We start from the raw sequence: 21,595 nt of genomic DNA on the forward strand, positions 1-21,595 counted from the left end.
AGATGGACCTCGACCTCACCCCCTCCACCCGCTCCCACGGCGCACAGCGGATGATCACCGCGACGGTGCTCGTGTGCGAGGCGCTCGTCGTCTTCTTCGCGGTGCTCGTCGCCCATCAGCTCGCCCCCGACGACCGGGCCCTGACCTGGACCTGGGGACTCGTCACCGCGATCGCCCTCTTTGCTGAACGGGGGTCGCTCAGCCGCGGTGCCTGGGCGTACTGGCTCGCCCTCGCCCTCCAGGTCCCGGCGATCCTGCTAGGCCTCCAGGTCTCTGCGATGTGGGTGATCGGCCTCGGCTTCGCCGCCATGCTCGCCTACGGCATGGTCAAGGGACACCAGCTGGACCGCGAGAAGGACGCCGTGGACGCGAGGTCGCTGGCCTCCGACGGGACGGACGAGCGCTGACATGACCACGGCTGACCTGTGGGTACCCTGATCCCATGACCGCACAGCGCACACTCGTCCTGCTCAAGCCCGACGCCGTCCAGCGCGACCTGCGCGGCGAGATCCTCCGCCGTATCGAGGCGAAGGGCTACGACATCGTCGCCCTCGCCCAGCGCACCGCCACCGCCGAGGAGCTCGCCGCCCACTACGCCGAGCACGAGGGCAAGCCCTTCTACCCCGGCCTCGTGGAGTACATGGGCGCCGCCCCCTCGTGGCGCTCGTCGTCGAGGGCGTGAACGTCATCAAGGGCTTCCGCTCCCTGGCCGGCGCCACCAACCCCACCGAGGCCGCGCCCGGCACCATTCGCGGCGACCTCGCCTGCGAGCAGGACCTCCCCGTCATCCAGAACCTCGTCCACGGCTCCGACTCCGAGGAGTCCGCCGAGCGCGAGATCGGGATCTGGTTCCCGGGCCTCGGCTGAGCCCTGCGATCGGCGGGCCGTGCAGGCCCGCCGGTCCCCGCGGTTCCCGGTGACGCGCCGTCCAGGACGCTCCCGGGGACCGCGCCGTCGTCGGTGCACAATATGGGCATGCAGGCGCCCTTCGTCGTCGTGCTCTTCCTGATCCTCGCCGTGGTGCTGGCCGTCGTGATCCTGGCGACCGTCGCGATGCCCCATCTGCGCCTCCCGCGCGAGGACGAGGACGGCCCGGCCGCGGAGCATCCGCGCCACACCTCCCGCACCGGCCGCGGCTGACCCGCCCCGTCCATCGGGCCCCGGCGATGCAGGTCGCGCCCGGATCCGGGACTCACGCAGGGACGGCCCGGCGACGGCCCTAGACTGGCGGCTGTCCTCGCCGCATCGCCGGCTTCCCCGACCTCGGAGGTGACCCGTGGATCCCGATGCCCTACTCGCCCTGATCGCCGGAGGCGGCGGTGGTGTCGTCGTGCTCGGCGTCGGCGCCTGGGCCTACATCCGCGGCCGCGGCCGCTCGTCCTCCTCGTCGGACCGCGACGAGCGGCCGCGGCGGCGAGGACTCCTCGAGGAGCGAGTCCGGCTCCACCACCGGCACCGCGACCGCGGTCAAGGAGCGACCCGCCGCCCCGACCTGGGCCGACACCCTCTCCGCCCCGGCCCCGAAGACCGCCGAGCGGCCTGCCGCGGGCGAGCAGGCGCCGGACGGCGCCGCACCCGCGGAGAAGACCGCCCCCGCCGAGGACGTCCCCTTCGACCAGGAGGCGCCCGAGGCCCCCGCCGCGTCCGCACCCGCCGACGCCCCCGCCGGGACGGCACCGGCCGACACAGCCGGTCCCGGCACTGCGGAGCCCGGCACCGCCGGGACCGATACCGCCGCTCCGACGGAGACCGCCCTGACGGAGACCGCACCGGTCGGGACCGCACAGCCCGAGGCTCCCGCCGAGGACGCCGCCACGACCGCCCCTGCCGGCCCCGTCATCGAGACCCCCGAGGCACCCGAGAGCCGCATGCCGCGCCTGCGCGAGCGGCTCTCCCGCTCCGGCGCCCTCGGCCGCGGCATCCTCACCCTCCTCACCCGCTCCACGGTCGACGAGGAGACCTGGGACGAGGTCGAGGAGACGCCGCTGATGGCCGACCTCGGCCCGGCCGCGACCGACGAGATGCTCGAGAACCTCAAGCGACGCATCCAGGTGCTCGGCACCGACGACGTCGCCGCCGTGCGCGAGGTGTTGCGCGAGGAGCTCGTCGCGCTCGTCGACCCGGACCTGGACCGCCGCCTCGCCGCGACCCGCCGCACCGCCGAGGACGGCACGGAGGTCCCCTCCGTGCCGCTGATGGTCGGCGTCAACGGCACCGGCAAGACCACCACCGTCGGCAAGCTCGCCCGCGTGCTCGTCGCCGCGGACCGCACCGTCGTGCTCGGCGCGGCCGATACCTTCCGCGCCGCCGCCGCCGACCAGCTCGAGACCTGGGGCTCCCGGGTCGGCGTGGACACCGTCCGCGCCGACCGCGACGGCGCCGACCCCGCCGCCGTCGCCTTCGACGCCGTGAAGAAGGGCATCGAGCAGGAAGTCGACGTGGTGATCATCGACACCGCCGGCCGCCTGCAGAACAAGAAGGGCCTGATGGACGAGCTCGGCAAGGTGCGCCGGGTCGCCGAGAAGGGCCTGCACGGCGACGAGGTCGCCGAGGGTCGCGCTCGTCATCGACGCCACCACCGGCCAGAACGGCATGCAAGAGGCGAGGGTGTTCTCCGAGGCCGTGAACATCACCGGCATCGTGCTCACCAAGCTCGACGGCACCGCCAAGGGCGGCATCGTCGTCAACGTCCAGCGCGAGCTCGGCGTGCCCGTGAAGATGGTCGGCCTCGGCGAGGGCATGGATGACCTCACGCCCTTCGACCCGCACGGCTTCGTCGACGCGCCGCTGGAGGGCTGAGCGACCAGGCCCTGCGGCACCCCGACGGCCCGGGCGATCCCCAGCGATCGCCCGGGCCGTCCCGCGTCTCAGGCGAAGTGGCTCTTGGCGATGATCCCGTGCACCCCGACGGTGCGGTCCACGACCTGGGAGATCGTGAAGTCCGCAGCGGCGGAGAGATAGGCGTAGGCGATCGCGCGGTCCATGCCGAGCTCCTGCTCCAGGAACTCCAGCGCGTTGACGACGGCCGTGCGCGGCGCGACGTCGAGGTCGCTGCCCTGGCCGTCGACCGACCCGTCGGGATCGGACAGCCCGATGGGGATCCACGCGTCGGCGGTCTCCGCGAAGGGATAGCGGTGCGCGATCCGCGGCGCGTCCCCCTCGCCCTCCTTGCACACCGTCAGACGGAAGGTGCCGCGCAGCGAGCCCTCCATAGCGGTCAGCGCCACCTCCCCGTCGCCCATCGCATGGTGCGGGTCGCCGACGTAGAACAGGGCGCCGGGGGCATGGACCGGCAGGTAGAACGTGGAGCCGGGGCCCAGCGGCCGGATGTCGATGTTGCCGCCCCCGAGGGTCGGCGGGATCGAGTTGGCGGAGGGATCCGTGGGGGAGGAGGCCTCCGCGCGGGCCACGCCCATCATCCCCATGAAGGGCCTCAGCGGGAACCGGGCCGCCCCGCCGTCGAAGGCCATCACGCCGAGGCCGTCCTCGATCGGGGTGAACACCGAGACGTTGCCCCAGGCCATCGGGTCGGCCGTGCCCCGGCCGTCCGTCGACGCCGCCGGCATCACCTGCTCGAGGGATACACCCTCCGGCGCGGCGCCGTCGGCGGTGAGCGCGAGCGCGCCCTTGCCGTGCCGACTGGAGACCACGCCGTAGGGGACGCGGGGGACCGCCTCGAGGGTCTCGATCTTCAGCACGTCGCCGACCTCGGCGCCCTCGACGGCGATGGGCCCGGTGACCACGTGAGGGCCGTCGGCGGCGAAGTCACGGGCGGTGCGGTCGTAGTCGGCGGCGATCGCGATCGCGTCCTCGAGCACCGAGCCGGCCTCCACGCCGTGCGCGCCGAAGAACTCCAGCGGGTCCCGGCCCTGATCCTCGAGTATCCCCTCGTGGGAGACCGCATCGATGGTCACGGTCTCGCCGGAGCCGACGGTCAGCACCGGATCGGAGTGGACGGTGGGCACATAGCCCCACATCACCTGGTCCGTCTCCGAGCCGAGGTAGTGGTCGCCGGGGATCTCCCCTCGTCCCGGCCGCAGGATCTGCCCGGCCCCGGAGGGCGCCGTCGGATCCCCGGTCGCGGGCTCCCCGGACGACGGGGCGCAGGCCGACATCAGCGCGCCGCCCGCCCCCAGGGCCGCGGCGATCTGCGCGCATCTGCCGCCGGCCCACCCCGCGTCGGAGCGTGGCGGCGGCATGCCGCGCGAAGCGGTCCGAGGACAGGTCGTCGGTCGGCGGCGGGGTCGTCGATGGGGTCACGGGCGGGATCGTCTCCTCGAGGTCGTCCGCCGAGGGGCGGAGCGGAGTGCTCCCGCGACGCTGCGGAGGGCTCGGCGGGTGCCGTCGGGACGACGCTAGGCGGCGGGTCAGCACCTCCGCCCGGTCCGTCCCGCGTCCCGGACCCCTCGGTCACGGAACGATCACGGCGGCCCTTCCGCCTAGGTGATTCCCGGTCGCTACCGCACTCTGTGAGCACGGCCCTCCCGGCCGTACGGCAGGTCGGCACCTCGATCCCGGCCGCCGGCCCCTCCTCTGACTGGAGCCGCCATGGACTTCACCCTCGACACGGGGGCGACCGCCTGGATCCTCACCAGCGCGGCGCTCGTGCCGCTGATGACCCCCGGCCTGTCCCTCTTCTACGGAGGCATGGTGCGTGCCCGCACCGTGCTGAACATGATGCTGATGTCCTTCAGCGCCATCGCCGTGGTCGCGATCGCCTGGACCGTCGCCGGATACTCGATCGCCTTCGGCACCGACGTCGGCGGCCTGTTCGGGAGTCCGCTGGAGTTCCTGGGCCTGGCCGGCACCGACGACCAGTCCATCCTCGCCGAGAGCGGCGTGCCCTTCCTCGTCGCCGCAGGCTTCCAGATGACCTTCGCGATCATCTCCACCGCCCTGATCTCCGGCGCGATCGCCGACCGCGTCAAGCTCGGCACCTGGCTGGTCTTCGCCGCGCTGTGGGTGCTGATCGTGTACGCACCCCTGGCCCACATGGTCTGGGGCGGCGGCCTGCTCAGCGGCGACGGCCCCTTCGCCGCGATCGCCGAGCCGGTCGACTTCGCCGGCGGCACCGTGGTCCACATCAACGCCGGCGTCGCCGGTCTCGTGCTCGCCCTGGTGGTCGGAGCGCGCAAGGGCTTCGGCAAGGAGCCGATGAAGCCCCACAACCTGCCGCTGGTCATGCTCGGCGCCGCGCCGCTGTGGTTCGGCTGGTTCGGCTTCAACGGCGGCTCCGCCGGCACGGCCGACGGGACCGCGGGCCTGGCCTGGGTCAACACCACGGTGGCCACGGCGGGTGCCATGCTCGGCTGGGCACTCGTGGAGCGGATCCGCGACAAGCACGTCACCTCGCTCGGCATGGCCTCGGGCGTCGTCGCCGGCCTGGTCGCCATCACCCCGGCGGCCGCCGCGCTCACGCCGCTCACCTCGATCGTGCTCGGACTCGCGGCAGGTCTCGCCTGCGCCCTCGCCGTCGGCCTGAAGTACCGCTTCGGCATCGACGACTCCCTGGACGTGGTCGGCGTGCACCTGGTCGGCGGCCTCGTCGGCACCATCGGGATCGGCTTCCTCGCGGTGGACGGCGGCCTCCTCCTCGGCGGCGGCGCGAGCCTGCTCGCTGGTCCAGACCCTCGTCGCGATCGTGGCCATGCTGATCTCCGCGGTGCTGACCCTCGCCATCGCCCTGGTGCTCAAGTACACGATGGGATGGAGGATCCCCGAGGCCGACGAGCGCGCCGGGATCGACATCACCCATCACGCCGAGGCCGGATACGATCTGGTCGGCGCCCTGGCCTCCCGCCGGGACCGCCCCTCGACCCCCGCCTTCTCGCCCCGGGACCCCGGTCCCGAGCCCCGCAACCCGGCCCCCGTCGAAGGGCCCGGCCCGGTCCGCGAGGCCGCCGGACCCGGCGCGGACGCCGCCGAGGAGACCACCCGTCCCGCCGTCGCAGGAGAGCCCCGATGAAGCTGATCACCGCCATCATCCAGCCGCACGCCCTGCAGGATGTCACCGACTCCCTGCGCGAGTACGGGGTGACGGGCCTGACCGTCACCGAGGTCGCCGGCTACGGCCGCCAGGGCGGCCACACCGAGGTCTACCGCGGCGCCGAGTACACCATCGACACCATCCCCAAGATCAAGGTCGAGGTGCTCGCGCTGGAGAGCGACGAGCCCGCGATCATCGACCTGATCCTCGCCGCCTCCCGCGGCGGGAGGATCGGCGACGGGAAGATCTGGACCACCGACGTCGGCACCGCGGTGCGCGTGCGCACCGGGGAACGGGGGGCGGATGCCCTCTGAGGAGCTCTCCTCCCGCCGGATCACCCAGGTGCTCCACGAGGGCTTCGCGGATCCCTCCGCCGGTCCCTCCCGCAGGCTCGCCCAGTCCGACCTCGTCGACGACTGGTCGCGCACCCTGTGGGAGCGGGCCGGCGAGGCCGTGCCCGGGGACGGCGGCGCGGCGCTCGCCGCGATCGGCTCGCTCGGCCGGCGCTCCCTCGGCCCTGCGAGCGACCTCGACCTGGTGTCGCTCGTGGACCCCGCCCGGGTGGGCCCCGAGCAGGCCGCCGCGCTCGCCGGGGCGCTGTGGTATCCGATCTGGGACTCCGGCACCTCCCTGGACCATTCGGTGCGCGCCCCGAGGAGTGCGAGGAGGTCGCCGGCACCGACCTCCGCACGGCCATCGCGCCGCTGGACCTGCGGTGCGTCGCCGGGGACGAGCGACTCGCCCTCGACACCGCCGCCCGGGTCCGTGCCCGGTGGCGGCGAGAGGCGCGCCGGCGGGTCGGGGAGGTCGTGGACCTCGCCGCGGACCGTGATCGACGCTACGGCTCCCTCGCCCACTCCACCGAGCCGAACCTCAAGTCCGACCGCGGCGGGGCGCGCGACATCACCGTGATCCGCGCGCTCGCCGAGAGCTGGCTGGCCGATCACGACCACGAAGTCGTCGACGCCGCCTCCCGCACCCTCCGCGACGCGCGCGACGCGCTCCAGGCCGTCACCGGCACCTCGGGCACGCGCCTGGGCCGCGCCGACCAGGACGCGGTCTCGGCGCTGACCGGCCACGCCACCGCCGACGACCACCACGCCGTCCTCGCCGAGGCCGCCCGGGCCGTGACCTGGGAGCCGCACCGCGCGGTGCGTGCCGCGGAGGCCGCGATCGCCCCCGGCGGGAGCGCCACCCGCGGCGTCGGCACGGCGCGCCGTCCCGCCCTCGAACGCCCCGGGCACGGCGTGATCGTGCAGGCCGGAGAGGTGTCCGTCGACCCCTCGTCCCGCGATCTGCCGCGGGACGTGGCCGCGGTGCGCCACGCCGCGACCACGGGGCTCCCGCTCGCCGAGGCGACCCTCGCCCGCATGGCGCAGGAGCCCGTGGCGCCGCTGCTGCCCGCCCAGCGCGACGTGCTGGTGGACGCGCTCGCCGGCGAGCACCTCGCCGACGCCTACGAGGCCCTCGACGTCAAGGGAGTCTTCTCCCGCTGGGTGCCCGGCTGGGCCGAGATCCGCAACCGGCCCCAGCGCTCGGCCGTGCACCGCTTCACCGTGGACCGCCACCAGATCGAGACCGTGCTCGAGGCGCGGCGCTTCCTGCCCCGCGTCAACCGACCCGACCTGCTGCTGGTCACGGCGGCGCTGCACGACCTCGGCAAGCGGCCCGGGATGCGCGACCACGCCGCCGAAGGCGCGCCGCTCGCCGAGACCGCGGCCCGGCACCTCGGCTTCGACCGGGCTGATGCCCGCACGATCGCGATCCTCGTGCGCGAGCACCTGACCCTGGTGGGCCTCGCCACCGGCCGCGACCTCGCCGACCCCGCGACCCTGCGCGAGCCGCTGCGCGCGGTGGACGAGGACCCCGACACCCTCGAGCCGCTGCGAGCCCTGACCGAGGCCGACGCGATCGCCGCCGGCCCGTCGGCCTGGTCCACCTGGCGCGCCGACCTCGTCGACCACCTCACCGACCTCGGACGCGACGCCCTGCGCGGCACCGCGACCGCGCCCCGCACGCGCCTCGCCCCGCGGCGCTCCGCCCAGGACGCCGTGCTCGCCGCGGTGCGCCGCAGCGACAGCGCCCAGGTCATCTACCCCGCCCCGCTGGACGACGAGCCGATCTCCCAGCTGTGCCTCGGCGCGCTCGACGGCCCCGGCGTGTTCGCGGCCATGGCGCGGGTGCTGGTGCGACTGCGGCTGGACGTGCACAGCGCCGTGGTCAGCACCCAGGACGGCGTGGCCGTGAACACCTGGTGGGTCACCGGCACCCAGTCCGACCTCCCGCACCCCTCCGTGGTGCGCACGGCACTGGACCGCGAGCTCGCGCACCGGGACCGGGCCGACGCGAGGGTGCTCGAGCCGCCGCCGGCCCCGCCGCCGCTGCGCACCACCGAGGACGCCCCCGTGGTGACCGTCCTGCCCGGAGCCTCCCGCGAGGCGACCGTCGTGCAGGTCAACGCCCGCAACCGCCCGAGCCTGCTGGCCGACGTCGCCGAGACGATCACCGTCCACGGGCGCGCAGGTGCGCGGCGCCCACGTCATGACCCTGGGACGGCGCGCGGTCGACGTGCTCTACCTGACCGACCAGCACGGTCGCGCCCTGGACCCGCCGACCGTCGGCCGGATCGTCGCCGCGCTGATGGACTCCGCCTCGACCTGAGCCGGCCGGCTCGGCGTCGCCGTGCCGGCTGGGCCGCGGCGCAGGCTCCGCTGCGGCGCAGGCTCCGTCGCGGCGCGGGGTCGGCGCCTTTCGCCGGGCCCGGCTCCTCCGTCCGACCCTCGGCGGAGCGTTCTCAGCTCGCCGCGAGCTCGGCGCGCAGCGAGCGCCGTCCCCGCGGCGAGCGCCCGCATCTTGCCCTGCGCGACGGTGCGGGACAGCGGCGCCATGCCGCAGTTCGTGCTCGGGCAGAGCCTGTCCGCGTCCACGAAGGCGAGGGCACGGCGGAGGGTGTCGGCGACCTCCTCGGGGGTCTCGACCCGCGGATCGGCGACGTCGATCGCGCCGAGCATCACCTTCTTGCCGCGCAGCAGCTCGACGAGCTCCATCGGGACGTGCGAGCCGCGGCTCTCGAGGGAGACCGTGTCGATCACCGAGTCCCGCAGCAGCGGGAAAGTCTCCTCGTACTGGCGCCACTCCGTGCCCAGGCTCGCCTTCCAGTCGGTGTTGGCCTTGATGCCGTAGCCGTAGCAGATGTGCACGACGGTCTCGGCGCGCGCCCCTCGGCCGCCCGCTCGAGGACCTCCACGCCCCAGTCCCGCACGTCGTCGAAGAAGACGTTGAAGGCGGGCTCGTCGAACTGGACGATGTCCACGCCCGCCGCCTCCAGTTCCCGCGCCTCCTGGTTGAGGAGGGCAGCGAACTCGCGGGCGAGCTCCTCGCGGTCGCCGTAGTGCGCGTCGTACAGCGTGTCGATCATGGTCATCGGGCCGGGCGGCGCCCACTTGAGGGGCTTGTCCGTCCGCGTGCGGAGGGAGGCCGCGTCGTCGACGAAGACCGGCCGCTCACGACGCACCGGACCGACGACCGTCGGGACGCTCGCGTCGTAGCGATCGCGGATGCGCACCGTCTCGCGACGTGCGAAGTCGACGCCGCTGAGGTGCTCGATGAAGGTGGTGACGAAGTGCTGGCGGGTCTGCTCCCCGTCGCTGATCACGTCGAGGCCTGCCACGGCCTGCTCGGCCGCGGCGAGGTGCGGCGCATCGCGCCTTCCCTCGTCCAGCTCCGCGCCCTCGAGGCGCCAGGGGGACCAGAGCGTCTCGGGCTCGGAGAGCCACGAGGGCTTGGGGAGGCTTCCGACGATCGAGGTGGGAAGGAGGGTGCTCATCGGACGACCTCCTCGGCCAGCCACTGCTCGAGGCGCTCCTGGTGCGGCGCGATCAGCCGCTCCTGGATGAACCTGCCCTGGTTCACGCCGAGACGGTCGCGCTCCTCGCGGTCGTACACGATCCCCGTATCCGCGTGGTCGGTGCCGCCCAGGCTCGGCCGGTACACGTCCCCGGCGCTCTCGCGGGCGTTGTAGATCTCGGGGCGATAGATCCGCTGGAACGTCTCCATCGTGGCGATCGTGCCGATGAGCGCCAGGTCGGAGTGATCGGCGAGCAGATCGCCCGCGAAGTAGAACGCCAGCGGGGCGACGGCGCCGCGGGGCTTGAAGCAACGCACCTGCGGCCCCATCCGGGCGAAGTAGAGATCGGTGAGGGAGGAGCCGTCGGCCACGTACTCGTCGCCGAGCACCGGATGCGGCGCACCGATGCGGCGATAGGTCCGGCTGGTCGAGACGCTGATGCAGACCACGGGCGGGCCGGCGAAGCGCTCGCGATAGGCGTCCGAGGACAGGAAGCGGCGGAAGAGCCTGCCGTGCGCGACGCCGAAGTCCTCCGGCACGCCGCCGCCTGATCCTGCGTCGCCCGCGGCCTGCTGATGGGCGGGCAGGCGCACGCTGAAGTCGTGGTCCCGCACGTAGGAGGAGAAGTTGTTCCCGGTGATCCCCGGCAGGCGCTCGCCGGTCGCGCGGTCCAGGATCCGCACGTCGAGCATCTCGATCAGCGGGAGCCCCTCACCGCCGTCGGCGGCTTCCGCCCCTGCGCCCAGGTGCAGATCCGCCGAGACGATGTCGAGCTCCACGGCGTAGCGGTCCCCGCCGCCCGCGAGCTCGTTCGCGCGCTCGTCGATCATGCGCAGGGCGCGGCGGAGGTTCTCGCGGCGATGCTCCCCGCGGGCGAGGTTGGCGAAGTTCGTGGTGATCCGCGAGCCGCTCGAGGGGACGTAGTCCTCGTCGAAGCGGGTCGTGCGGATGCTGAAGGAGAAGTCGGTCGTCATCATGCCCCCGGTCGTCGTGGTGGGGGCGAGCGTACGCAGGACCACCCGCCATAGTGTCATCACGACACTTGGGGGCTCTTCATAGATGCCGCCTATGGTGGCGGATCGGTCCCGGCGTCGGGGCGGTCGCCACGTCGGGGACGGCCCCGGTCTGGGCGCTCCGGCGGCGGAGCGACCGCTACGACAGCGGCTCGACCCCGAAGCTCGAGACCACCTCGCGCATCTCGGCGACGAACCGCTCCGCCTGACCGGTCAGCGGCGCGGAGGCATGCCCGATCCAGCCGATCTCGATGCGCTCGTCCACCTCGAGCGGCACGGCCACGATGGACGGGTCCAGGTCGTCGGAGACGATCCCGGTGGAGATCGTGTAGCCGTCCAGCCCGATCATCAGATTGAAGATCGTGGCCCGATCGCTGACCCGGATGTCCTGCGCGGCCGAGCGCGTGGAGAGGATCTCCTCGGCGAAGTAGAAGGAGTTGTCGGTCCCCTGGTCGAAGGTGAGCCGGGGCAGGCCCTCGAGGTCCTCGAGGGTGACCCGTCGGCGCGAGGCCAGCGGGTTCGTGCGGGCGACGAAGATGTGCGGGCTCGCCAGGAACAGCGGCGTGAAGACGAGTTCGGAGTCGCGCAGCGGCTTGTCGATGACCTTGCGGTTGAAGTCGCTGCGGTAGAGGACGCCGAGCTCGCTGCGCAGTGTCCGCACGTCCTCGATGATGTCCGCGGTGCGGGTCTCGCGCGGCGTGAACGCGTACTCCGCCGCCTCCGAGGCCTTCACCATCCGCACGAACGCCTCGACCACGAAGGAATAGTGTCGCGCGGAGACCGCCAGCAGGCGGCGGGCCGGCGGGCGTCCCAGATAGCGGTGCTCGAGCGGCTCGGCCTGCTCGACCACCTGCCGGGCGTAGCCGAGGAACTCGATGCCGTCCTCGGTGAGGGCCGCGCCGCGCACGGAGCGGCGCAGCGAGGACGCGTCCCACCCGGCGCTCGAGGTCCTTCATCGCGGCGGACATCGTCGGCTGAGACACCTGGAGCAGGTCCGCCGCAGCGGTGATCGAGCCCTCCGCGGCGACCTCGACGAAGTAGCGCAGCCGCTGCAGTGTGATCCCGTGCGCCGTCCCGACGCCCCCGCGTGCCATCGGTGCAGGTTAGCTCACCGTGCGCCGGGGGAGGGCTCGGGAGTGCGCGGCCCAGCCTCTACACTGGTGCGGTCCGACCGACCTAGGGGAAGCGCTTCGTGTTCAACAACCTCTCCGACCGCATCACAGAGTCGCTCAAGGGCCTGCGTGGCCACGGCCGCCTCAGCGAGGCGGACGTCGACAAGACGATCCGCGAGATCCGTCGAGCCCTGCTCGACGCCGACGTCGCGGTGTCCGTGGTGCGCACCTTCACCGCCGCGGTGCGCGAGCGCGCCCTCGGCGAGGAGGTCTCCAAGGCGCTCAACCCCGCCCAGCAGGTCGTCAAGATCGTCAACGACGAGCTGGTGCAGGTCCTCGGCGGTGAGGCCCGCGACCTGAACTGGTCGAAGAACCCGCCCACGGTCATCATGCTCGCCGGCCTCCAGGGCGCCGGCAAGACGACCCTCGCCGGCAAGCTCGCGCAGTGGATGAAGTCCGAGGGTCACACGCCGCCGCTGGTCGCCGCGGACCTCCAGCGCCCCAACGCCGTGAACCAGCCGCAGATCGTCGGCGAGCGCGCGGGCGTGCCCGTCTTCGCCCCCGAGCCGGGCAACGGCGTGGGCGATCCGGTCCTGGTCGCGATGAACGGCGTCTCCACCGCGCAGTTCCAGCAAAGATGACGTGGTCATCGTCGACACGGCCGGCCGTCTCGGCATCGACGAGGAGATGATGCAGCGAGGCGCGGGACATCCGCGATGCCGTGGGTCCTCACGAGACCCTCTTCGTCGTCGACGCGATGATCGGCCAGGACGCCGCCCGGGTCGCCGAGGCGTTCCGCGACGGCGTCGGCTTCACCGGCGTGGTCCTCTCGAAGCTCGACGGCGACGCGCGCGGCGGCGCGGCGCTGTCCATCACCGGCGTCACCGAACGCCCGATCCTCTTCGCCTCCACCGGCGAGAGCCTCGACGACTTCGAGCGCTTCCACCCGGACCGCATGGCCGGGCGCATCCTCGACATGGGCGACGTGATGACCCTGATCGAGCAGGCGGAGAAGGCCTTCGACCAGAAGGAGGCCGAGAAGACCGCGGCGAAGCTCGCCTCGGGGGAGGACTTCACCCTCGACGACTTCCTGAACCAGATGCAGCAGCTCAAGAACATGGGCAAGATCAAGAAGATGCTCGGCATGTCGCCGAACATGGGGCAGTACCGTGAGGCGCTGGACAACTTCGACGAGTCCGAGATCGGGAGGATCGAGGCGATCATCCGCTCGATGACGCCCGAGGAGCGCAACGACCCCAAGATCATCAACGGCTCGCGCCGCAACCGCATCGCCCGGGGTTCCGGCACCACCGTCCAGCAGATCAACCAGTCGCTCGAGCGGTTCAAGCAGGCCCAGCAGATGATGCGCACCATGGGCCGCGGCATGTCCGGCGGCGGCGGAGGCATGCCGGGGATGCCCGGCGGTCCCGGCATGGGCATGGGCAAGAAGTCCCGCGGCCGGCAGGCCCCGCGGCGCCCCCAGGGCAAGAAGTCGAAGTCGAAGAACCCCGCCAAGGCCGCGCGCGAGCAGGCCGAGGCCGCCAAGCGCGCCGCGGAGGGCGGCGGGAAGGGCGGCTCCGCCTTCGGCGGCGGCGCCAAGCAGGGCGGTCAGCCGGACCTGTCCGACTTCGACCCCAGCCAGCTCCCGCCGGAGATGCAGAAGCTCCTCGGCGGCAAGTGACCCCGCGGCGCTGAGCGCCGCGCCCGCGCCGCCTCACGCCGCACTGCACCCGCCTCACGCCGCGCACGTAGCCGCCTCACGCCGCGCCTCACGCCGCGCACGTAGCCGACCCGCACCCGTTTCGCGCCGCGCCAGTCCCGCGCGCGTCGCCGCCCCGTGGGAGTTCTTCGACGTCCGGTACCGGTCCCGCCAGGTTGTTCGACGTCCGGTACCACTTCTCTGGTACTTCCCGTCGATCAGCGAGCCAGGGCAGGCGTTCCGGTGTCGTGTCGCGTGCCGGGGTGTGCGCGAGGCCGACTTGATCGAAGTCAGGTACCACTTTCCTGGTGCTTCCCGTCGATCTGCTGGTCGGGACAGCCGCTTGTGGGCCGTGTGGGTGGATTGCTCTGCTCCGCGTGGGGTTGTTCGACGTCCGGTACCGGTCGAGCCGGGTTGTTCGACGTCCGGTACCACTTATCTGGTACCTCGTGTCGATCAACTGTGCGGAGAGCGCCGACTGTCGCGAGGAGATTCAGCGTTGCCGCCTCACGCTCCGGACGCCGCCGGCGAGTTCTCCGACGAGCGAGCTCGCAGTCAGCCGACCGACCGTTCCTCCCCACGGCACCGTCGTCCCCAGGCCCGGAGCCGATCTGGAGCGGTCATCCGGTGACGACTACGGTCCGGGGCATGGGACTGAGACCGGAGGATCTCGAGCGAGGTGAGGTGTACCGACGCGAGTGGCTTCTCGAGCGCGGGATGCACCGGCGTCATCTCTCGTCGCCCGCGATGACCAGGGTGCTCCCCACCTGTTACACACGCACCGATCACCCGGCCGACCTACGTCGTGTAGCCCTCGAGGCGCAGGACCTGCTCGACTGCCCGTCGGTCGTCGCGGGGGTGACAGCGGCCGAGCTGTTCGGGGTCCGGCCGCCGCGGCGAGCGAGGCGTGAGGGCGGAGCACGCGTGCACCTGGACACCAGCGGGGGCGACTCTCCACGCCGCACCGAGACGCTCGTCGTCCACCGTTGCGCCCCGCCTCCGACCATCCGTCTCCACGGGGTGACCATGGTCGAACCGCTGACGGCGCTCCAGGAGATCGCCGGACGCCTCACGCTCGACGAGCTCGTCATCGCCATCGACTCCCTGGTCGCGGACCGCTTCGGCACTGCGTGGCGCATCCCGCTCTCGGAAGTGAGGGAGCAGGCCGAGGCGGCACGCGGTCGCGGGGCGAGGCGACTCAGGGAGGTCGCCGCACTGTCTCGGGAGCGCGTATGGTCGCCGCGGGAGACGCAGATGCACCTTCTGCTGAGGCGGTACGGGCGGCCCGCCACCGTGATGAACCACGAGGTCGTCGACCCCGCGACCGGCATCATCTACTACATCGACCTCGCCTATCCGGAACGACGCATCGCGATCGAATACGACGGTGCCGAGCACCTGACGGCGCCCGACCGAGTAAGGCACGACCACCGCAAGAGCGCCGTCCTGACTGCCCAGGGATGGGCGGTCCTCAGGGTGTACTCGGAAGACCTCCGCGAACCGACCGATCTCTTCGCCCGCCTCGAGCACGCCTGGGCCACCGAGACGACGACGAGCCCGCCCGACTCGTACGGTCCGGGCAAAGACCTTCGCTGCCCCGGCCGCGGCCGGATCGATAGGCTCGCGGGCATGAGCTCCACCGATGTCGCCGAGACCACCGCACCGATCCTCCACCTGCGCGGACCGATCCTGCTCGGTGCCGAGGAGGAGCTCGACGGGGCCTGGGTCGTCGGCGGCCGGATCCACCACGAGAAGCCCGACCTGCCCGCCGGCGCGGAGGTCCGCGAGATCGACGGCTTCGTGCTCCCCGGACTCGCCGACCTGCACTGCCACCTCGGCATCGCCGACGGGGAGGGGGCACCACCCTGGCCGAGGCGCGCGAGCAGGCCCTCGTCGACCGCGACTCCGGGGTGCCGCTGATCCGCGACGCCGGCTCGATCATCGACAACTCCCCGCCGCAGCAAAGCAGGACGACCTGCCGCGGCTGATCCGCCGCGGCCGCCATCTCGCCCGCACCCGCCGCTACCTGATCGGCTACGCCGACGAGCTCGAGCCCGAGGACCTGCCCGCCGCCGTCACCCGAGAGGCCGGCCGCGCCGACGGCTGGGTCAAGCTCGTCGGCGACTGGATCGACCGCGGCGTCGGCGATCTGACCCCGTGCTGGGAGGCGCAGGACTTCGTCGCCGCGGCCGACGCCGCCCACGCCGCGGGCGCCCGGATCACCACCCACACCTTCGACGAGGAGACCCTCCCGCTCGTCCTCGACGCGGGCTTCGACTGCCTCGAGCACGCCACGGGCCTGACCGACGAGACGATCCGCCGTGTCGCCGAGGCGGGCATCCCGGTGGTGACCACGCTGGTGAACGTCGACGAGTTCGAGACCTACGCCTCCCAGGGCGAGAAGAAGTTCCCCGCCTATGCCGCGCACATGCGCCGCCTGCGCGCCGGCCGCTACGACCGCACCCGCGACGCCCACGACGCCGGGGTGCGGCTGCTGGTCGGCACCGATTCCGGGGGAGTGCTCGGCCACGGCATCATCCACGACGAGCTCGACGAGCTCGACGGGGCCGGGCTCTCCGCGACCGAGATCCTCGAGGCCGCGGCCTGGGCGCCGCGCCGCTTCCTCGGCGCCCCCGGGCTCGAGGACGGCGCCCCGGCGGACCTGCTCGTCGTCCCCGCCGACCCGCGCGAGGACCATCGGATCCTGCGCGAGCGCGCCACGTGGTGCTCGGCGGTCGCCAGGTCGCGTGAGCTGATCGTCCGAGCGGCACCGGCCGCGGAACCCGAACCGGGCAGAGCGGACGACCTCGCGCCGCCCCACCGCGTCGCGCGGTGATCCAGGACACACGACCGTTATCGTGCGGGAATGCACTCCGACGACGCAGAGAAGCCCACCGGATCGCAGCCCGCCGGCCGACGACGCCGCGCGCGCGGCTCCGCCTCCGCTCCCGTCCCCGGCCTCGCCGCGGACGGACCGTCCGACGTCCCGCAGGATCCCGCCGGGGCCGGCACCGCCGCCGAGGACGCCGAGGGCACCCCGCCGCGCTGGAAGGTCGTCGGCCCGGGCCTTCTCGTCGCCGCGACCGGCATCGGCGCCGGCGACCTCGTCGCGACCCTGGTCGCCGGCTCCCGCTACGGCTACGCGCTCCTGTGGGCCGCGGTCGCCGGCGTGATCATCAAGATCGTGCTGGTCGAGGGTGCGGGGCGCTGGACCCTCGCCACCGGCCACTCGATCTTCGAGGGCTGGCGCCGCGTGGGCCGATGGACCTCCTGGTACTTCGGTCCGTACATCATGGTCTGGGGCTTCGTGTACGGCGCGACGGCGATGAGCGCCTCCGCCCTCCCGCTCGCGGCCCTCGTCCCGCAGCTGCCCGTGCTCGGGGACGTCGGCTGGATCGCGGATGTGCCGTTCATCGTCTACGCGATCCTCTCGGGCCTGATCGGCGCGGGGCTCGTCTGGGTGGGGCGCTACCACGCGCTCGAGAAGATCGTCGCGGTGCTCGTCGGTCTGATGTTCCTGACCGTCGTGGGCGCCGCCGTGGTCACCCTCCCGAACCTCGGCGAGGTGCTCGGCGGGCTCGTGCCCCGCATCCCCGAGGGAGGGCTCGTCTACACGCTGTCCATCGCCGGAGGCGTCGGCGGCACGATCACGCTGGCCGCCTACGGCTACTGGCTGAAGGAGAAGGGCTGGTCCACGCCGCGCTGGATGCGGGTGATGCGGATCGACAACGCGATGGCGTACGTCATCTCCGGCATCTTCGTCATCGCCATGCTGGTCGTCGGCGCGGAGTCGCTGTACTCCTCCTCGATCGCGATCGACGAGGGGGATCGGGGCCTGCTCGATCTCGCCGAGGTGCTCGCCTCCCGCTACGGCACCGCCGTCAGCTGGATGTTCCTGATCGGCTTCTGGGCCTCGTCCTTCTCCTCCGTGCTCGGGGTGTGTAACGGCGTCTCGGTGATGTTCGCGGACTTCTGGGGGCATCTGCGGGGCAAGGTCGAGGAGCATCCCGACCGCAGGATCGGCGGGAAGTACTACCGCTTCTACGTGCTGTGGCTGACCTTCCCGCCGATGCTGCTGCTCCTGCTCGGCCGGCCGGTGCAGGTGATCATCGCCTACGGTGTCCTCGGCGCGTTCTTCATGCCCTTCCTCGCGATCACGCCGCTGGTGCTGATGAACTCCCGGTACATGCCGGAGAAGTGGCGCAACGGACCGATCCTGAACATCGCCCTCGGCGTGGTGACGCCGCTGTTCGTGGTGCTCGGCGCGAACCAGCTGATCGAGGCGTTCTCCGGCTGAGGCCGACGGACCCGTCTGACCGGCGCGCCGAGGTCGTCGCTGCCCCTCGGGCCGTTGTGCCCCGCCGCACAGGATGCGGGGTGGAACGGGGAAGGGGATCCCTGGCATAATCGTGTGCTGTATGCGTCCGGGCCGGCCCTCTACCCGCCCGGGAGCGACACCCCGAGAACCGTCAGCGCCCGCATCACCCCACAGGTCGCGGCGGGACTCACCCGAACATCCCTGAAGGAGAGTCCACCCACGTGGCTGTCAAGATCCGTCTGAAGCGCATGGGCAAGATCCGTGCACCGTTCTACCGCGTCGTGGTCGCCGATTCGCGCAAGAAGCGCGACGGCGCCGTGATCGAGGAGATCGGCAAGTACCACCCCACCGAGAACCCCTCGGTCATCGAGATCGACTCCGAGCGCGCCCAGTACTGGCTGGGCGTCGGCGCGCGCCGTCCGAGCAGGTCGCCGCGCCGCTGAAGGTCACCGGCGACTGGGCGAAGTTCAAGGGCGAGGGCGACGCCGCCGGCTCCCTGAAGACCGCCGAGGCCAAGCAGACCGCCGAGGAGCGGATCGCGGAGGCCGACAAGGCCGCCACCGAGTCCCGTGAGGGCGCGAAGAAGGCCAAGGCTGACGAGCAGGCCGAGGCCGCGGACGTCGCCCCCGGCTCCGAGGAGGCTCCGGCCGAGGGCGAGACCACCGAGGACGCCGAGGCCGCGGCGACCGACGAGGCCTGAGATGAGCGCCCGCGCCGAAGCGCTCGATCATCTGGTCCGCGGCATCGTCGACGACCCCGACGCCGTGCGCGTCACGGAGAAGTCCACCCGTCGCGGCCCGCTGGTCGAGGTCCGGGTCGGCGCCGCCGACCTGGGACGCGTCATCGGCCGGTCCGGTCGCACCGCCCGTGCCCTGCGCACGGTCACCGCGGCCCTCTCCGAGGACGACGTGCGGGTCGACATCGTCGACGTCGACCGTCGCTGAGGTGCCCCGCAGGATCCTGAGGAGCGGCGCCGCCGAGCGGACCGAGAGGTCCCGGCGGCCGCCGCTCCTCGCCGTCCGGGGGTCGTCGCCGCGCTCACCGCGCCGCCCTCCCCGGCGCCGCGCTCGCCGCCCTCGCCCTCACGCTCGGCGGTCGCACGGACGAGGGGCCCGGTGAGGAGCCGGAGGCGCCGTCGGCCGCGTCCGAGGAGGCGAGCGCTGATCCCGCCCTCGTCGCGGCCTGCACCGGGTTCTGGGGAGACCCCGACTATGCGGGCCCGCTCTCCCGCGAGGTCCTGGACCGTGCCGGGAGCGCACCGGAGGTCGGCCCCTCCGACCCCGGCTTCTACGCCATGACCGGCGACGACGTCGAGGACCTCTTCGCCGACGCGCCCGAGGGCGCACGGGCGGCCGCCACGGAGCTGGCCGACTGGTTCCGCACCCAGCCCGAGCGCGGCGCCGAGTCCGACCGTGAGGCCTTCGCCGACGCGTTCGAAGGCGTCGCCGCCGGTCGCCAGGACGTCTCCGTCGCGGCGCTCTGGGCCGCCGGGGGAGGGGAGGCCGGCGCCAAGCCCGCCGCCCTCGTCTGCGCCGACGTCTTCGACACCCCCGGCACACTCACCCACTTCGCGAACTCGAACGTCCTGACCTCGAACATGTTCAAGCTCGTCGGCCTCTCCCCGCGCGAGGTCCCCTCCGGGCGCACCGACGACCTCCGCGCGACCGCCGAGCCGCTGGACGCGCAGATCGCCGCCGTGGACGACGACGCCGTGCGCACCGCCCTCGAGCAGGTCCGCGCCCCCTTCGTCGACGCCCTGGACGGGGACACCTGGTCCGACGGACTCCAGGACCCGCTCGACCAGCTCGCGACCGCCTGCGCCGAGCAGGGCTACCACGCCCAGGCGCCCGCGGAGGAGGGAGGCGATGCCGTCGTCGGCGCCCCCGCCCCGGAGGACGCGCCCGCCCGGGCAGATGCCTCCGACCCGGCCGACGGCTCTCCTGCCCACCTCGCAGCCCTTCCCGCCCCCTCGAACGGAGCCACCGCATGAGCACCCTCGACGTGATCGTCGCGACGATCGGCCGCGCCCACGGCCTGCGCGGCGAGGTCGCCCTCGTCCTGCGCACCGACCAGCCCGAGGAGCGGCTGAGCCCCGGCACCGCATTCCAGGTCGAGGTCGCCGGCCTCTCCCGCACCCTCACCGTGGCCCGCACCCGACTCCAGCAGGAGCGCTGGTACGCGAGCTTCGAGGAGGTCGCGGACCGCACCGACGCCGAGTCCCTGCGCGGGGTGGACCTCCAGATCGCAGTCGACGCCGAGGAGGAGGCCTCAGAGGATCCCGATGCCTGGTATCCCGCGCGCTCAAGGGCCTCGCCGTCCGCCACGTCGACGGGCGCGAGCTCGGCGTCGTCGCGGGCGTGGACCACTACCCGGCGCAGGACCTCCTCGTCGTGCGCACCCCCGACCGGCGACGCGTGCGGCTTCCGCTGGTCGAGCGGCTCGTGCCCGAGGTCGACCTCGAGGCCGGCGTCGTCATCGCCGATCCGCCCGGCGGGCTGTTCGACGCGCCGCCCGAGGACGAGCAGGGCCCCGAGCCGGAGACCTCCGGCCCCGCCCGGACGGAGCGCTGAGCCCGCCGTGCGCATCGACGTCCTCACCATCTTCCCCGAGTACCTCGCCCCGCTCGACCTCTCCCTGATCGGCAAGGCGCGCCGCGACGGGCTCGTGGACCTGCACGTCCACGACCTGCGCAGCTGGACCCACGACCGCCACCGCACCGTGGACGACGCCCCGCTCGGCGGCGGTGCCGGCATGGTGATGAAGCCCGAGCCGTGGGCGGAGGCCTTCGCCGCCGTGCGCGCCGAGGGGCAGGCGGCGCTCGGCGCCGACACCGAGCCGGTGATCATCTTCCCCAACCCCGCCGGCACCCCCTTCGCCCAGGACACCGCCCAGGAATGGTCCGAGTGCGAATGGCTGGTCCTCGCCTGCGGTCGCTACGAGGGGATCGACGAGCGGGTCTACGAGCACCTCGCCGACATCGGTCGCGAGGTCCACCTCGCCTCCCTCGGCGACTACGTGCTCAACGGCGGCGAGGTCGCGGTCCTCGCGATCACCGAGGCCGTGGTGCGGCTCGTCCCGGGCGTGGTCGGCAACGCCGAGTCCCTCGTCGAGGAGTCCCACTCCGACGGGCCGCTGGAGTACCCGCTCTACACCCGCCCCGCCCGATGGGAGGACCCGGTCGGGGTGGTGCGGGAGGCTCCCGCGATCCTGCTCTCCGGCGACCACGGGAAGATCGCCGCTTGGCGGCGCGAGCAGTCGCTCGAGCGCACGCGGCGCCGCCGCCCCGATCTGCTCGACGAGGCCTGAGGGCGCCGTCCGGCGCGCGGAGGTCTCCGCACCGCCGACCCGGACGTGAGCGATCCGACAGCCCTCCACGGTGATCACCGGCACGAACGCCCCGGTGCGGGCTTGCCGCCCCTTCTCGTGCGCTGGCAGAATAACCCCTCGTGCGCACCGCGCGCCTCTCTGCCTCAGGGGAGGGCGCATCACGCGGTCGGGCAGGTCCGTGGCGATGGGAGTCGCCGCCAGAGGCCCAGCACACCGGCACGGGGAGCCAGCTCCCCGCCGGATCGACGGTTCATGACGGGTCGCCCGAGAGGCGGCCCGACGAACGAGGCCGA

12 protein-coding genes and 10 pseudogenes are annotated in these 21,595 nt (G+C 73.0%); 18 read left to right on the forward strand and 4 right to left on the reverse strand.

Annotated features, from left to right (window positions below; genetic code table 11):
- The first annotated feature begins 2 nt into the window (after positions 1-2).
- The 4 genes and pseudogenes from WKH84_RS20120 to ftsY all read left to right on the forward strand — a co-directional run.
- The gene (locus WKH84_RS20120) at positions 3-407 is read left to right on the forward strand and encodes a DUF4233 domain-containing protein (RefSeq protein ID WP_341854885.1); all 405 of its coding nucleotides are present in this window, start codon (positions 3-5) and stop codon (positions 405-407) included.
- 35 nt (positions 408-442) lie between these two features.
- Positions 443-867 (forward strand): annotated as a pseudogene (gene ndk, locus WKH84_RS20125) (nucleoside-diphosphate kinase).
- A 108-nt stretch (positions 868-975) separates the two neighbouring features.
- Positions 976-1,140 carry a hypothetical protein gene (locus tag WKH84_RS20130; protein WP_341854886.1) on the forward strand — a complete coding sequence of 55 codons (165 nt, stop codon included), beginning with the start codon at positions 976-978 and terminating at the stop codon, positions 1,138-1,140.
- A 683-nt stretch (positions 1,141-1,823) separates the two neighbouring features.
- Positions 1,824-2,799 (forward strand): annotated as a pseudogene (ftsY, locus tag WKH84_RS20135) (signal recognition particle-docking protein FtsY); the annotation flags it as partial.
- A 68-nt stretch (positions 2,800-2,867) separates the two neighbouring features.
- On the opposite strand, the gene WKH84_RS20140 reads toward ftsY, so the two are convergent.
- Positions 2,868-4,199 carry an acetamidase/formamidase family protein gene (locus WKH84_RS20140; protein ID WP_341854887.1) on the reverse strand — a complete coding sequence of 444 codons (1,332 nt, stop codon included), beginning with the start codon at positions 4,197-4,199 and terminating at the stop codon, positions 2,868-2,870.
- A gap of 349 nt (positions 4,200-4,548) precedes the next feature.
- On the opposite strand from WKH84_RS20140, the pseudogene WKH84_RS20145 reads away from it, so the two are divergent.
- The 4 genes and pseudogenes from WKH84_RS20145 to WKH84_RS20160 form a co-directional block, all read left to right on the forward strand.
- Positions 4,549-5,965: pseudogene (locus tag WKH84_RS20145) on the forward strand (ammonium transporter).
- The gene (locus WKH84_RS20150) at positions 5,962-6,300 is read left to right on the forward strand and encodes a P-II family nitrogen regulator (protein ID WP_341854888.1); all 339 of its coding nucleotides are present in this window, start codon (positions 5,962-5,964) and stop codon (positions 6,298-6,300) included. Before WKH84_RS20145 ends, WKH84_RS20150 begins: the two are co-directional and overlap by 4 nt.
- The gene (locus tag WKH84_RS20155) at positions 6,290-6,898 is read left to right on the forward strand and encodes a hypothetical protein (RefSeq protein ID WP_341854889.1); all 609 of its coding nucleotides are present in this window, start codon (positions 6,290-6,292) and stop codon (positions 6,896-6,898) included. Before WKH84_RS20150 ends, WKH84_RS20155 begins: the two co-directional genes overlap by 11 nt.
- Positions 6,796-7,839 (forward strand): annotated as a pseudogene (locus tag WKH84_RS20160) (HD domain-containing protein); the annotation flags it as partial. The gene WKH84_RS20155 and the pseudogene WKH84_RS20160, both read left to right, overlap by 103 nt.
- Before the next feature lie 969 nt (positions 7,840-8,808).
- On the opposite strand, the pseudogene WKH84_RS20165 reads toward WKH84_RS20160, so the two are convergent.
- The 3 genes and pseudogenes from WKH84_RS20165 to WKH84_RS20175 all read right to left on the reverse strand — a co-directional run.
- Positions 8,809-9,812 (reverse strand): annotated as a pseudogene (locus WKH84_RS20165) (methionine synthase); the annotation flags it as partial.
- Positions 9,809-10,807: a putative oxygenase MesX gene (locus tag WKH84_RS20170; protein WP_341856986.1), complete on the reverse strand. Its 999-nt coding sequence runs from the start codon at positions 10,805-10,807 to the stop codon at positions 9,809-9,811. The pseudogene WKH84_RS20165 and the gene WKH84_RS20170, both read right to left, overlap by 4 nt.
- Before the next feature lie 178 nt (positions 10,808-10,985).
- Positions 10,986-11,940: pseudogene (locus WKH84_RS20175) on the reverse strand (LysR family transcriptional regulator).
- Positions 11,941-12,038: 98 nt separating this feature from the next.
- On the opposite strand from WKH84_RS20175, the pseudogene ffh reads away from it, so the two are divergent.
- The 10 genes and pseudogenes from ffh to trmD form a co-directional block, all read left to right on the forward strand.
- A pseudogene (gene ffh, locus WKH84_RS20180) lies at positions 12,039-13,639 on the forward strand (signal recognition particle protein).
- Positions 13,640-14,305: 666 nt separating this feature from the next.
- Positions 14,306-15,577, forward strand: coding sequence for a DUF559 domain-containing protein (locus WKH84_RS20185; RefSeq protein WP_341854890.1), 1,272 nt, complete (start codon positions 14,306-14,308; stop codon positions 15,575-15,577).
- A 298-nt stretch (positions 15,578-15,875) separates the two neighbouring features.
- Entirely contained in the window at positions 15,876-16,493 is a 618-nt protein-coding gene (locus tag WKH84_RS20190; RefSeq protein ID WP_341856987.1) for an amidohydrolase family protein, read from the forward strand.
- A gap of 30 nt (positions 16,494-16,523) precedes the next feature.
- Entirely contained in the window at positions 16,524-17,954 is a 1,431-nt protein-coding gene (locus WKH84_RS20195) for an Nramp family divalent metal transporter (protein ID WP_341854891.1), read from the forward strand.
- A gap of 242 nt (positions 17,955-18,196) precedes the next feature.
- Positions 18,197-18,675: pseudogene (gene rpsP / locus WKH84_RS20200) on the forward strand (30S ribosomal protein S16).
- Position 18,676: 1 nt separating this feature from the next.
- A complete protein-coding gene (locus WKH84_RS20205) occupies positions 18,677-18,919 on the forward strand; it encodes an RNA-binding protein (protein WP_308740293.1) in 243 nt (80 codons plus the stop codon).
- Positions 18,920-19,269: 350 nt separating this feature from the next.
- Positions 19,270-19,965: a hypothetical protein gene (locus WKH84_RS20210; protein ID WP_341854892.1), complete on the forward strand. Its 696-nt coding sequence runs from the start codon at positions 19,270-19,272 to the stop codon at positions 19,963-19,965.
- Positions 19,962-20,168, forward strand: a pseudogene (locus WKH84_RS20215) (ribosome maturation factor RimM); the annotation flags it as partial. The gene WKH84_RS20210 and the pseudogene WKH84_RS20215, both read left to right, overlap by 4 nt.
- A 164-nt stretch (positions 20,169-20,332) precedes the next feature.
- Positions 20,333-20,545, forward strand: a complete 213-nt coding sequence (locus tag WKH84_RS20220) for a hypothetical protein (RefSeq protein ID WP_341856988.1) — start codon at positions 20,333-20,335, stop codon at positions 20,543-20,545.
- Between the two features lie 19 nt (positions 20,546-20,564).
- A pseudogene (gene trmD, locus WKH84_RS20225) lies at positions 20,565-21,281 on the forward strand (tRNA (guanosine(37)-N1)-methyltransferase TrmD); the annotation flags it as partial.
- Positions 21,282-21,595 lie beyond the last annotated feature (314 nt).

The organism is Brachybacterium sp. GPGPB12, assembly GCF_038396325.1.
Classification (GTDB): Bacteria; Actinomycetota; Actinomycetes; order Actinomycetales; family Dermabacteraceae; genus Brachybacterium; species Brachybacterium conglomeratum.

Coding starts and splice junctions, on each gene's coding strand:
- WKH84_RS20120 (WP_341854885.1), top strand. CDS start 3: ATGGACCTCGACCTCACCCCCTCCACCCGCTCCCACGGCGCACAGCGG.
- WKH84_RS20130 (WP_341854886.1), top strand. CDS start 976: ATGCAGGCGCCCTTCGTCGTCGTGCTCTTCCTGATCCTCGCCGTGGTG.
- WKH84_RS20140 (WP_341854887.1), bottom strand. CDS start 4,199: ATGCCGCCGCCACGCTCCGACGCGGGGTGGGCCGGCGGCAGATGCGCG.
- WKH84_RS20150 (WP_341854888.1), top strand. CDS start 5,962: ATGAAGCTGATCACCGCCATCATCCAGCCGCACGCCCTGCAGGATGTC.
- WKH84_RS20155 (WP_341854889.1), top strand. CDS start 6,290: ATGCCCTCTGAGGAGCTCTCCTCCCGCCGGATCACCCAGGTGCTCCAC.
- WKH84_RS20170 (WP_341856986.1), bottom strand. CDS start 10,807: ATGACGACCGACTTCTCCTTCAGCATCCGCACGACCCGCTTCGACGAG.
- WKH84_RS20185 (WP_341854890.1), top strand. CDS start 14,306: ATGGGACTGAGACCGGAGGATCTCGAGCGAGGTGAGGTGTACCGACGC.
- WKH84_RS20195 (WP_341854891.1), top strand. CDS start 16,524: ATGCACTCCGACGACGCAGAGAAGCCCACCGGATCGCAGCCCGCCGGC.
- WKH84_RS20205 (WP_308740293.1), top strand. CDS start 18,677: ATGAGCGCCCGCGCCGAAGCGCTCGATCATCTGGTCCGCGGCATCGTC.
- WKH84_RS20210 (WP_341854892.1), top strand. CDS start 19,270: ATGACCGGCGACGACGTCGAGGACCTCTTCGCCGACGCGCCCGAGGGC.